This is a genomic window from Pseudoalteromonas sp. MMG033 (genome assembly GCF_057197785.1).
Map to the genome: position 1 here is coordinate 171,350 of NZ_JBXVAL010000002.1, position 14,391 is coordinate 185,740.

Sequence of the window (14,391 nt, forward strand, 5' to 3'; positions counted from 1 at the left end):
CTTATTTAACGCTGAATGTCAGTCTGACGATTCGAACGGCGCTGCTGCCGCGTTTGTTGTTGTTTTCTCATAGAGCCTTGTCGAGTGCGTCGTTCGCCTGCTCGACTGCGATTGGCTCTTTTTTGCTGGTCTCCGGCTAAATAGCGGGCCTGCGTATAGATGGTTGGATTGGCAAATAACTTGGCCACGGCCACATCCTTATCAACCTGCTCCTTGAGCTTTGACTGAAGTCGGACGATGGACATGGAGTTACCACCGGCTTCAAAAAAGTTTTCATGAATACCAATGTGCTCACGGGTCAATAATGCACACCAGATATCAGCCAGTGTTTTTTCTAGCGCTGTTTTTGGCGGAACGCGTTGTGCCTGCGCATCTCTTTGCGCCGCATCCGGTGCAGGTAGAGCCTTTCGGTCAACCTTACCGCTGGGTGTAAGAGGTAACTTCTCAACAAAGACAAATTGAGTTGGGATCATCCAATCAGGTAACGAGGTTCGCAGATGAGCACGCAACGCATCCCATGCCAGCCCCGTATCTGCCTGTGCGGATGATGCGCCAGTCAGCCAGGCAACTAGTTGCCTGCTTTCCCCTTCACCCCATGCATCGACGACGGCGTCCACAATGCCCTCATGACATAAAAGTGCGGTCTCAATCTCGCCGCACTCAATGCGAAATCCGCGGATCTTCACTTGCGTATCCACTCGCCCAAGGTATTCAATATCGCCATTGGGTAACCAACGACATAGATCGCCCGTGCGATATAGTCGCTCTGCTGTATCCTGAAATGGATTTACAATGAACCGCTCATCTGTCAGCGTTTGACGATTAAGGTAGCCACGGGTTACACCAGCGCCGCCAACATACAGCTCACCGGGGATCCCGATTGGCACTGGGTGTTGATGTTGATCGAGAATGTAAGCACTTAAATCAGCGATTGGCTGCCCTATGTTGCTTGTGGCAGACGCAATGTCTTTTGCGCTTAACTTATTGAGCGTGACATGCACGGTGGTTTCAGTGATCCCGTACATATTCACCAAGGTCGGTGTTTGCTCACCGTGGCGTTCAAACCAAGGTGTCAACTTTGCGGGTGCCAGTGCCTCTCCGCCAAATATCACCCAACGCAGTGATAACGGCTCGCTCTGAGTCACATTGGTTGCTTGCTCGTATTCAATCAATTGATAAAACGCAGACGGCGTTTGATTCAGTACCGTAACCTTTTGTGCTTGCAGTAACTGATAAAACAACTCAGGTGAGCGCGTCGTCATGTATGGCACAATGACCAAACGGCCGCCGTATATGAGTGCCCCCCAAATTTCCCAGACAGAAAAATCAAAGGCATGAGAGTGAAACAGTGTCCACACATCTTGATTGCCAAAGCCATATTCCTGCTCGGTGACTTTGAATAAACGCAGTACATTTTTATGCTCTACACACACGCCTTTGGGCTTGCCTGTGCTGCCTGAGGTATAAATGATGTAAGCAAGGTTATCTAACCCAGCAAGCGGTGCTGGGTTCGCCGCACTTTGCGCTGCAATCGCATCAGCTTGCGCCGACATATCCACAACAAGCGCGTCGCTTTTAGGTAATCGAGAGACTGTAGCGCCATGACATAACAGCACCTTAAGCTCTGCATCTTGCACCATAAAGGCGAGTCGCTCTACCGGATAGTCAGGGTCTAAAGGCACATACGCCCCACCTGCTTTTAAGATGGCCAACAGTCCAATCACCACATCAACAGAGCGCTCGACAAACAAGCCAACGCGCACTTCGGGCCCAACCCCTTGCTCACGTAAATAATGGGCCAGTTGATTGGCACATGCGTTTAAATCGCCATAACACACTTGTTGATTTTCAAACGTCAGTGCAACCGCGTTTGGAGATAACTCGGCTTGGCGTTCAAATAAGGTATGAACACAGCTGCTTTGCTCCAGATTCACCGTAACCTTTTGCCCCTGATGCAAAAGCTGATGTTGCTCTGACTCAGTCAAAAGGGGCAGCTGAGCAATAGACGTTTGCGTATTCTCAGCAACGGCAGCTAACAAGGTTTCAAAATGACCGAGCAAGCGTTTTATGCGATCTGCATCAAATAAGTCAGCGCTATAGCGACATATCCCAGATAGTGACTCGCCCGCCACATCAATCAGATCGATACTCAAATCAAATTGACCTTCTTGCTGCGTCATTCGAAAAGGTTTAAGTGTCAGTCCATCTCTTTGCACAATATGATTTTCATCTGCCCCTAAGAAAAACGGCGCGAGGTCATCTTCTTCATGAGGTTGCTGCAAGTTAAACTCAACTTGAAACAACGGAAAGCGATTACTGTCTCTTTGCGGTTTCAAGCGCTCAATTAACAGCAGTGATGGATAGTCTTGATGAACTAACGCCTCTAGCGTCGCCTTTTGCATCTGACTCAAAAAGGAAGCAAAGCTTTGATCCGATTCTAATTTGCCTCGCAGTACAATAAAGTTAAAAAAGCATCCGCAAATATCTTTAAACTCAGCAAGGCTACGCCCTGCCGCTGCCGACCCTACCCAAATGTCATTTTGCCCAGTGTAGCGATGCAGTAAGACCTGAAAAGCAGCAACCAAGATGACATACAAAGTGTGCCCTGACTCTCGCGCTTGTAATTTAAGCTGCTGGGTCAACGCTTTTGGCAACGTAAAGATAATGGATGCGCCATTACTGGTCTGAAGTAAAGGCCTTGGTCTATCCGCAGGCAAGTCGAGAATAGGCGGCTGCTCAGATAACTGGTTTTGCCAATAGCGCCATAACTGCTCTCCTTGCTCACTGGAAAACATGTTATTTTGCCAGCGCACATAATCTTGGTAGTGCCAATCTAAAGACGGCAAGTTGGCTTGTTTTTCAGCTTTCAACGCAGGGTATAGCGTTAAAAACTCCGACATCAGATTCCAAAATGACCAACCATCTGTGATTATGTGGTGTGTGGTGATCAGCAAAATATGCTTATCTTCTGCTTGCGTTAATAATGTCGCACGCAGCAACGGGCCATTTTCTAAGTCAAACAAACGCAAATAAGCGTCGCGGGCACGCTGATAAACTTGTTCATCACTTTCACCAACCACGTTTAGCACTTCAAAGCAGACATCTTGCTGAGGATGCACCGTTTGCATCGGTTCACCATTTTGCTCAGAAAACGTTGTACGCAAAGAAGGATGACGATCTACCAAGGCTTGCAAAGCCGCCTTTAAGGTGGGTAAATCCAACTTGGATAACATACGCCAATGCATGGTCACGTTATATGCTGGGCTTTGCGGTGCGTTGCGATATAAAAACCAAAACGCTTTTTGTCCGTAAGAGAGCTCAAAGGTCTGAGTCTGCTCGCCTTTGACAAGCGCTGGCAATTGCACAGCATGGGTGGTGCTGCGCTGTGCCTCAAGCGTTTGTGCCATTCTCGCCTCAGATACTGTGCGACTTGATGGCGCTGTCAAATACGACAAAATATCCTGTTTGTTGGCTTTCAATTGCGCTTTTAACTCAGAGGGTATGCCCGCTTTAGACGTGCGCACCATAAGCTCGTCATCTTCAACCCAAATACGACAATCAAGCGCCTGCAAATCGGCTAACAGGGTACGTACGGTCTGCATAATGCTCATACCTTAAACTCCTCTTCACCTTCTTGCAGCTCTGTTTGCGGTTTCACATTGAGGTTGTGAGGCGGGTTTAACTCAGCGACTAGATCCAACACTGTGGTGCCTTCGCCCATAAATTTGGCAAGGGAGATATCAACACCCAACTCTGCACGAATACGATTTCTAAGCCCAACAGTCATCAGTGAATCCAAGCCCATTGAGTTCAGAGCTCGTGTTGAGTCTAGCTGCGTGGGACTGAGCTTAAGCACCGCAGCGAGTTCTTTGCGAATAAAGTCTTCTAAGATCTCATCATGTGCTTGCCAATCGGCTTGATCCAGAAGGTGCTGTACAGATAGCTGTGGAGATTGCACGTCATTTTCTTGGCTCAACGAATGTAAAAATGCCGGTATGTCGCCGGGATAAAACTGCTGTAAAAAGGCCGGCAAGCCACCTGGAAATACAAATGCATGACTGAGCTGTGGACTGCTAAGTAAGGCGTCAAGAATACTGAGACCTTGCTCAGTTGAGAGCATAAAGTCACCTAAGCTTGCTTGCGCATCAGTATCCCCTGCCATGCCACCATCAGCCCAAAAGCTCCAGTTGATGCTCTGCGCTTGCAAGCCTTGCGAGGTGCGATATTGGCTAAGTGCATCAATAAAGGCATTGCCCGCAGCATAACTTGCCATGTTGAGGCCACCCAATTGTGCTGCCGTAGAAGAAAAGAGCACAAAAAAGTCCAGTGCCAAGGACGCGGTATGACTGTGTAAATTCCAGCTACCTTGTACCTTTGCAGCCATACCTTGGTTAAACTGCTGCCAGCTTTGCTCAACTAAAGCAGCACGATCTACCACACCAGCGGCATGAATGATGCCCTTAAGTGGCGGCATGTCCGAGCTCAACTGATGGATAAGCTGTGCAACCTCATTATCCTTTGCCACATCCGCCTGCATCACGAATACGTTAGCGCCCATTCCTTGCAGCTGATTAATGGCCTCTTGCGCGTATTGGGAGGGCGCGCTGCGTCCAACTAAAGCAATATGACGAGCGCCTTTTTCAACCATCCAACGCGCTAAATGCAGTCCCAATTTACCCATGCCACCTGTAATGAGATAGCTCTTGTCTGCATGCAGAGAAATATGTCCTTGCACAGGCGCACTGATGCTTGCTTCCATACGCGCGACATATCGCTCGCCATCACGATATGCAATGTGATCTTCTTTTTGCTCGCCCTGTGCTGTCTGCCTGAGTTCATCTAACAAAGCGGATGTAGAGGGGCTATCTATCATTCCCCCCCAAAGATCTGGGTGCTCTTGTGCAATGACCTTGGCAGTGCCCCATAACGGCGCTTGGCAAACCGATACCGTATGATTGTTATCACCCACATTTACAGCGTCACGGGTAACAAACCATAGTTTTGCAGATTGCAGCTTCGCTGCCGCGCGCACAAGATTCAGTACACTGGCGCCAATATGTGTTTGAGCTTGGTTCAGTGAAGACAATGACAGCGCAGAAGTTGTTGGAGCATCCAAGCTCCAAAGGTGCACCACGCCAACAGGTAACGCACCATGCTGCTGATTAATATGAGCGAAAAGCGCCTCAAAGTCCGCAGCTTCTTCAGCATCTATGTAGACTTTTTCGCCAGTAAATTCACTACTGTAACCCCCCTTTACAGTCTCTAACTCAGGGGCCGTTTTACTGTATACCAAGGTGCAGTTATTGCCTTGTTGCTGCAACTGTACCGCCAGCGCTTCGCCTTCTCCGGCTTGATCTGCAAAGATTAACCAATTACCAAGCGCCTGCGCTTCAACGCTTGCTGCTGGCAATGGCGCTGGTACCCAATTTAATGAGTAGAAATCATCTTCTCCTTGTGCAAAGTGACTGCGAAGTGTTTTGCCATCCATTTGCACGGCGGTTAAGCCTTCAATACTTGCAACGGCCTTACCCGCTTCATCAAATATTGAAATATCTAACGTGAGACTTGGTTGCCCAGATTGAGCGTTCTCAATCACCTTAACCACACTCCACAGGGTGTTGCTGCCTGCACCAAACATGCTCACCTTGTCTATTGATATTGGCAACCAGGTCTTGTCAGCTGACTCCATCGGGTCAAACATCTGCACAAACATCACTTGCAAACACGCATCCAGCATAGCGGGATGCAGCCTTTGGCTAGTGTTTAGCAGCGCACCATCAGCAAGCAGGTTATCGGCCAGTGTAACCTTGCCAATGGCGACGCCCTCACCTTGATGTAATTGCACCAATCCTTGGAAATTAGTCCCATAATGTAAGCCTCGTGATTGCCAAAGTGCGTACTGCTCAGCAACGGGAAGTTCACTTGGGCAACTAGATAACAGGGCTTCAAGATCAATGTTCTGAGGCTGACAAACGGCTTGCTCAGCGACAACTTGACCTGTTACATGTGAGCCCCACTGCCCGTGTTCATCTTGGCTAAATACTTGGAAAGCGTGACTTTGAGCAGCTGTGTCATTTTGAGGAGCAGACATCACAGTTTGAATGGAAGAAGTGCCCTGCTCAGGTAAAATCAATGCCTGCTCAAAAGAGATATTTTCCACTGCAATACTAGAGGTCTTATCTGCCTGCACTTGCACGCCTGCGCAAAGTGCCATCTCAATATAGCCTGCGGCGGGTAGCACAGCGGCACCAAACACGCGATGGCTTACCAACCAAGGTGTCGAATCTTCGCTTATTTCACTGGCAAAACGGGTCTTATCTGTATCTGCAAGTTGTAATTGTGCACCTAATAAAGGGTGAACCAGCTCATCACTTGTGCTTTGCTTATCCTTGCTCAGTGGCGCCATCCAATAGCGCTGACGCTGAAATGCATAAGTTGGTAAAGAGACTTGTCGGCGCCCATACCCCGCATCAAATGCTTGCCAGTCCACAAGCCCGCCATGACAATGCCATTGACCTAGGCTCTCTAATAGTTGCAATTCATCATCTTGGCCTGCTCTCAAGCTCGGAAGAAATATATGTGTATGCTCATTCGCTAAACATTGCTTCGCCATCGCCAATAAAACAGGTTTGGGCCCAATCTCTATAAATGCCTCAATACCTTGGCTTTGCAGTGTGTCTACCCCAGCGGCGAAGCGCACAGGCGCACACACATGCTGCACCCAATAATCCGCACTTGCGATGTCTGCATTTATCATCTCGCCAGTGACATTGGAGCACACTGGAATATTTGGCTTGGCAAATTGAATACTCGCCGCAACGCTTGCAAATTCAGCTAACATCGGTGCCATCATTGCAGAGTGAAAGGCATGCGAAACCGATAATGCTTTACTTTGAATACCTTGTGTTTCCAGCGTCGTTACCAAGCGCGCCATCGACTCAGCATCACCAGAGATAACGATATTTTCAGGGCCGTTCACAGCGGCAATCGATAAGCGCTCAGCAAAAGGCGCGATCAAGCTTTGAGCCTTGGCTTCATCCACAGGCAATACTCGCATTTCGCCCGACTGACACAAGCTGTGCATCAAACGTCCACGCGCACTGATAAGCTTTAAGCCATCTTCTAAACTGAACACCCCAGCGAGGCACGCAGCGACATACTCACCCACACTATGCCCCATGACCGCATCTGGGTGCACGCCCCAAGACTGCCATAACTTTGCCAGTGCATATTCAATTGCAAACAACACAGGTTGGGTATACTGAGTTTGATTGAGTGCTTCAGCCTCTTGGCCATACAGTAACGCAAGTAATGGCACATCTAACGGTCGCAATATGGCATCACAGCGCTCTAGCGTGTCACGAAACAGCACTTGAGACTCAAACAACTGCTGTCCCATTGCAAGATATTGTGCACCCTGTCCGGTAAATAAAAATGCCAGCTTAGGCGCTTTCTCTGGGGCCTGTGCACTGCTGTATTCTTTGCCTCTAAGTTGCTGTTTCGCGTCTTCCAATGAACTAGCAACTAAACTTAACCGATGGGAGAAATGTGCTCGTTTATTGGCCGCGGTGTAGCACACATCCGCAAATGCCAAATCAGGGTGACTATCTAAATATTGTGCTAGCTTATCTGCCTGTTGCGCCAACGCCTGTGCGGTTTTTCCCGATAAGGTCAAAACATGATGTTGTCGCTCAGTACGCTGTTTAACACGTGGTGCGTTAACCGTGGGCGCTTCTTCCAGCACCATATGCGCATTAGTTCCGCCCATGCCAAATGAACTGACGCCCGCTCTGCGCGGCGCCTCTTTGCGTGGCCATGGCGTCAACTCGGTATTGACGTAAAAAGGGCTACTGGCAAAATCGATACTTGGGTTTGGTGTACTGTAGTGCAAACTGGGTGGGATCTGCTGATGCTTTAACGACAGCACGGTTTTTATCAAACCAGCAATGCCAGCTGCGGCATCCAAATGACCTAAATTAGATTTCACCGTCCCAATCGGACAATAGCCTTTTTTCTGGGTGCCAAACCGAAATGCCCGTGTCAGAGCGGCAATTTCGATGGGGTCGCCAAGCTTGGTGCCTGTACCATGTGCTTCAACATAAGAAATAGTCTCTGGGTCAACATCCGCAATGGCTTGTGCCTCAGATATCACCGCTGCCTGTCCCTCAACACTTGGGGCGGTAAAGCCAACTTTACCCGCACCGTCGTTGTTGATGGCAGAGCCTTTGATCACCGCGTATATGGTATCGCCATCAGCCAGCGCATCATCCAGGCGCTTTAACGCCACGACGCCAGCCCCATTGCCCGGTACTGTGCCCTGCGATTGCGCATCAAAAGCACGGCAATGGCCATCGGGAGATAACATCATGGCCTCATGATAAAAATACCCACTTTCATGGGGCACACGGGCTGAAATTCCTCCCGCCAGCGCAATATCACACTCGCCATTTATCAAGCTTTGACACGCCATATGTGTCGCGACAAGCGAGGTGGAGCAGGCCGTTTGAATGCTGACCGCAGGCCCCTTTAAATCCAGTTTATAAGCGGCATGTGTCGCCAAATAATCCTTGTCATTACCCAATAAAGTTGAAAACGCTTGCGCCTCTAAAAATGGCAGTTGATCCGATACGCGGTCAAAGAAATAGCTCGTCATGCCAGCGCCAGCGTACACACCGATAGAGTAAGTGTCTTTGTCGACAACATAGCCCGCATCTTCTAATGCTTCCCATGCACACTCTAAAAAAATACGCTGCTGCGGATCGGTAGACTCTGCCTCTTTAGGAGATAAACCAAAAAAGCCAGCATCAAATTTATCGATGTCCTCAAGCACAGAGCCGGCTTTTACATAATCAGGCCGAGCCATCGTCGAGGCACTGATCCCCGCCTTTTGCAACGCGTCGTCTGAGAAGGTAGTAATAGACTCTACGCCGTGCTTGAGGTTATACCAAAACTCGTCCGCCGTTTTTGCACCGGGAAAACGACAGGACAAGCCAATCACTGCGATATCCGAGTCACTTATCGATTCAAAAGTCGTCATAGTGTTACTTCCATTAATCTGCTTTGCTTGGAGCCCCGCCCTATTTGGCGCTGACTTAAAAAGACCTTTTTGTCATGTCTGTTCATGATTAGGAGTTCTCCGCTCGGCTGCGCCTACGTGCTTGCCTTTGATCTTTTGCTGATTTCCGACTGGTGCGCCTTTTATCAACTCGATTACTGCGAGCAGCATGTTCAACCACGTCTTCACCTTCTAGGTGCGCTGCCAGTGCATGTATGGTTGGATGTTCAAAGAGTTTGGTGATAGGTACTTCTTGACCTAGTGCCTCCCACAGCTTGGCGTGAAGCTGCACAATTGAAGCGGAGTCGCCACCGACATCAAAAAAGCTGTCGTAGATCCCAATGTGGGTTCGATTAAGTAACGCACACCATATCTCTGCCAAAGTTTGCTCAAGCTCTGTCTCAGGTAGAGTCTGCGTATCACTTTCAAGGCTTTGGGATAGATCTGGTGCTGGCAGTGCTTTACGGTCCACTTTGCCATTGGCTGATAATGGCAATGCATCCAGCACAGTGATGGTGGTTGGCACCATATACTCTGGTAATAAACCAGCGACATGGGCCTTTAACGCTTTGATTAAGTCACTTTGCGCCTCCTCTGAAAGTACCTTATCTCCCTGTAAAACCACGTACGCCGCAAGAGACTGCAAGTTGTGCGATTCTCCAAATGCAGTGACCACCGCAGAGCGAATATCACCATGGTCGGCCAAAATGGCTTCTATCTCTTTGAGTTCAATTCGATGGCCGCGGATCTTCACTTGAAAATCAGCACGTCCCATGATTTCCAAATTGCCATCTGGCAAGTACCGAGCAAGGTCGCCACTTTTGTACAGCTTTTCACCGCTCTGTGGATGGACAATAAAGAGCGCATTGGTTTTTTCCTCATCCTGCCAAAAACCTTTTCCTAAACCGCGCCCTCCCACATATAGGTCGCCTGTGACCCAAACAGGGCAAGGCGCAAGGTCTTGGTTAAGAACATGCAGCGTTTGATTGGCCAGCGGCTTACCATAGGGAATACTCTGCCAATTTGGATCGACGTCTTCGATGACATAATGGTTATTCCAAATTGACGTTTCAGTCGGGCCACCTAGCCCAACAACCATCATATCTGGCCACAAGGCACGAATGCGGTTAGGCAGATCAACAGGGATCCAATCCCCACTCATCATCACCAAACGCATATCTGGTGGCACCAACTCGTTACGCGGTTCAAGATAATCCACCAGCATCTGTTGTAATGCAGGGACTGTATTCCACACAGTGACCTTGTGCTCAATCATTAACGCTCGCCAATGAGCGGGATCTCGCAGTCTTTGTTGATCAGGCATTACCAGCGCACCGCCTGCTGCAAGCACCCCAAAGACGTCATAAACAGATAAATCGAAATTAAGCGCAGAGAGGCAAATTGCTCTGTCGTTCTCTGTCACTGCAAATTTGCGATTTACATCTAAAATGGTGTTCACTGGTCCGCGATGCGGCAGCATGGTGCCTTTTGGCTTGCCCGTTGAGCCCGAGGTATAAATCACATAAGCCAGATCTTCAGGGCCTATCGCAACCGGAGTAAGCTGTGCTTGTTCTTGAGCAAGGTTGTCTTCTGTGAGGGTCAAGCGCGTGATCCCCGCAAAGAGCACTTGATGCTCAAATTGGGGTTGAGTGAGAGCAAGCGTAACCTGACCATCGGCCAAAATCGTGTTGATGCGCGCTTCTGGCTGATGCGCATCAATCGGCAGATAAGCACCACCTGACATCAACACCCCAAGTACCGCCGCGATTTGCTCCCAGCCTTTTTCCATTACCACAGCCACCAAGGTATTCGGCGCAACATCATGGCGCTGCAACCAGTGCGCGGTACGCGTTGCAAGATCTAATAATTTGCCATAGCTCACACTGTGGTCGTGAGAGATCACCGCTGGCGCATCAGGGTTTGTCTTAGCGCGTGCGATAAATAATTCATGTAATAATGCGTTGGATACATCACCCGAGGTATCATTGATGGATGTGCGCTCAGTGAGCTGCTTTTCCATGAGCAGTGGCTGAAACTTGATTTGCTGCCAAGTGGCCTCATCATTTGCAAGTGACGACAACATGGTGCTATACGCGCTTAACATGTCATCAATTAGCCCCTCTGGGAATAGCTCTTCGATACAGTCCCAATTGAGGATTAACTCGCCTTTGTTTTCAAAGATTTGATAATCGAGCCATACTTGTGGGGTCTGGCTGACAGTGTAGGCAATGTCACCAAATTGGCTCACTGATGACATATCGGAACCAAGCGAGCCAAGCCCCAACGTGCTACTAAATACCACCGGCATGGCTGCGCGCTGATTACCGCCTTGTCGCCTCGCCAACTCCCGCAGTACTTGCACACCGTGGATTGCATTGTGGTCTAAGTCATCCATCAACTGTTGTTGAATACGCTGTGCACGGGCAATAAATGGTTCTTCAATCGTATGATCCACCTCTAACAACAACAGCGAAGTAAAATCACCGACCACATCGTTTATTTGGCGATGTAAAGGCTGGCGCGTAAACAGCGTGATATTGATGACAAAGTGCGCGTTTTTGCTCCAAATTGCCAGCACTTCGGCAAATACCGATAGCAGCAAGGCCGATGGCGTCAAATTCACTTTGGCTGCACGCGCCTGTAAAGTTTGCCATGTATCCGCAGGCACTGTGATCCCACGGTGTGTAAACTCATGGCTTTTCAGCGCTTCAGGTTTAATTGCAAAAGGCAGATCAGGCGTAGGCGGCAAATTATCTAAGCGCGCAAACCAGTAGTCCTTGGCCTTTTGGTAATGTGCGGTTTCTTTAAATGCCTCTTCGGCCAGCACGTAATCGCGGAAGTTGATTTCCAGTGGTTCAAGCTTGTGTGGCTGATAGATAATGTCATGTAATTCTCTAAAGATCAGGAACATGCTCCATGCATCCATGATCAAAAGATCTAGTCCAACGTGTAAACGGGTGCGGTTGTTCTCAAGTCGCGTCGCTTTGATTTCAAAAATAGGCCAAGTGTAGGGGTCCAAGATCTGGTGCGACATTTTATCCCGTGTGGCCATGAGTTCGCGCTCTACCAAGGCCTCAGGCTGGTTGATAAGATTACTCACTTCAATCTCGTAAGGAGGCACATACTCTAAGATCTGCTGCCTGCCGTCCGGTAACATCACTGCGCGCAACATATCTTGGCGCTGAATTAAGCGCTGCCAGCCAGCATTAAAGCGCGCCAAGGCTTCATCGTCATAATCACAGTCAATCTCGGTGTACCAGTGTGTCGCCACGTTACCAAGGAATGTGTCACCACGACCAAAAATATAAGCGAGCTGAATGTCTGTTAGCGGAAACGGTTTTGAGCGGTCTTGCGCAGATGGGATCAGCTGAGGTAACGCATCGCTCAAGGCGGGTTCCGCAGTTGTGGCTGTGCCTTCGCTCGCAAGCACTTGTTCGAAAACGTGACTGGTCAGCGCCGTTAATGTCGCATGTTTAAACAACGCCGCCGATGATATCGCCCGACCTAGGCCGGTTTGCAAACGATTTCTCAGTGCAACCGCAGCTAACGAGTCCATCCCTAACTCAAAAAAACTGATGTGCGCATCTTGCAACTGTGATTCATCTAAGCGCAGTGCGACAGCCACTTGCGTGCGAATATAGCTCAGTAAATGATCGCGTTGAGCTTGTGGCGACGAAAACTGAGCTAACTCATCAACAAATGAGCCAACTTGGCTTTTGTGCTCGCCGCGCAGCTCGTTGAGTTCTCGCAAGTTCGAGCGCTGGATTTTTCCGACCGTGGTTTGCGGTAATTCGTCGATAAACTCAATCCAACACGCGTGATTTCTTGCCGAGTTTGCTCGAACAAACTCCTGTAATTCCAAAGCGAGATCCGCAGAAGGGCTATATCCATCTTTAACAGAAACATAAGCAACTGGAGTGATGCTCCCCTCATCAGCAGAGCCCACAACGCCCGTTTCAAGGACGGCGGGGTGTTCCTGTAAAACCGACTCAATGTCTTTTGGCGATACCCATTGACCGCCTATTTTCATTAAATCATCTTCACGGCCGACATAATAAAAAAAGCCATCTTCATCGACTTTAAACGTGTCCCGCGTGTTACACCACTCACCTAATAAAGTTGCCTGTGTTTTGTCTGGGTTATTCCAATAACCCAGGGTGATGCTCTCCCCTTTGACCAGCAAGGTGCCTCTTTCACCAACGGGTAATTCTTCTCCCTCGTCATCGACTATCTTTGCGTCATAGCCGGGTACCAGCTGACCGGTACTCCCTACTTTGGCACTGCCTGCCCGATTTGAAATAAAAATATGCAGTGCTTCTGTTGAGCCAATTCCCTCTAACAGCTCTAAACCAAAGCGCGCTTGCCACTGTTCAAACAACGGCTTAGGAAGCGGCTCCGCAGCAGATAAGCACATGCGTACATCACCAAGCGATGTTCGTCCATCTCGCTCAGCGGCTTGCAACAACACAGTAAAGTTGGTCGGGACGCTATAAAATACACTTGGCTGATGGCGATCAATGATGTTGAAAACCGCTTCTGGGGTAGGTGCACCCGGTAATAGCACCGCCGTGCCGCCAGTCCAAAGCGGGAAGTACAAACTGTTACCTAGGCCGTATGCAAAAAACAGTTTTGGCACAGAGAAAGAAATATCAGATCCCGTCAAGCCAAGCGCTTGCACAGCATAGCGCTCAGAGGTCACTATCATGTCTTGATGGCGGTGAATGATCCCTTTTGGCAACCCAGTTGTGCCTGAGCTGTAAAGCCAAAAAGCAACATCATGACGGCCCGTTTCAACGGCCTCCAGTTCAGCGGATGCCCCCGCCAGCAGTCCCTCTAAGCTCGGATATTCCGTGCTATCATCACCACATACCAAAACATGCTCAAGATATGTTAGCTCAGATAAAATAGGCGCAACCGCATCCACAAGTGATGCGTGTACAACCAGCACGCGGGCGCGGCTATCTTGCAGTAAATGCGCGTATTCAACGCTGTCTAACAAGGTATTCAGTGGCACTGCGACCGCACCGATTTTCATAGTACCAAAAAAGGTAAATCCGAACTCTGGGATATCGGGAAGTAACATCGCAATACGCTCTTCAATACGCACCCCAAGGTCTCGAAGGACATTACCAAAGCGGTTGACGTTTTCATGAAGCTGGCGATATGTGATCACACGCTCTTCACACAAAATAGCGGGCTTGTCACTACGCCCTTCTTCTATGTGTCTGTCGACGAACACGGTTGCAGCATTGAGCTTTTCTGGAATATTCAGTTCAGACATCAAGACTCTCTCTAAAAAATAGCTAAGGAATGCAAGCCAATCACCTTCAAAAACA

Annotated in this window: 3 protein-coding genes; all 3 read right to left on the reverse strand. The window is 49.1% G+C overall.

Annotation, left to right across the window (positions count from 1 at the left end):
* Positions 1-5: 5 nt before the first annotated feature.
* On the reverse strand, positions 6-3,611 hold the full coding sequence (locus tag AC2CZC_RS22165; protein ID WP_484585455.1) for an amino acid adenylation domain-containing protein: 3,606 nt from the start codon (positions 3,609-3,611) through the stop codon (positions 6-8).
* Positions 3,608-9,037 (reverse strand): type I polyketide synthase, encoded by a 5,430-nt coding sequence (locus tag AC2CZC_RS22170; protein ID WP_484585456.1) that lies wholly within the window; start codon positions 9,035-9,037, stop codon positions 3,608-3,610. Before AC2CZC_RS22170 ends, AC2CZC_RS22165 begins: the two co-directional genes overlap by 4 nt.
* 88 nt (positions 9,038-9,125) lie before the next feature.
* Positions 9,126-14,336 carry a benzoate-CoA ligase family protein gene (locus tag AC2CZC_RS22175; protein WP_484585457.1) on the reverse strand — a complete coding sequence of 1,737 codons (5,211 nt, stop codon included), beginning with the start codon at positions 14,334-14,336 and terminating at the stop codon, positions 9,126-9,128.
* Between the last annotated feature and the right edge of the window lie 55 nt (positions 14,337-14,391).

Excerpts from the sequence above, each read along its gene's own strand:
- AC2CZC_RS22165 (WP_484585455.1), bottom strand. The coding sequence starts at position 3,611 with ATGAGCATTATGCAGACCGTACGTACCCTGTTAGCCGATTTGCAGGCG.
- AC2CZC_RS22175 (WP_484585457.1), bottom strand. The coding sequence starts at position 14,336 with ATGTCTGAACTGAATATTCCAGAAAAGCTCAATGCTGCAACCGTGTTC.
- AC2CZC_RS22170 (WP_484585456.1), bottom strand. The coding sequence starts at position 9,037 with ATGACGACTTTTGAATCGATAAGTGACTCGGATATCGCAGTGATTGGC.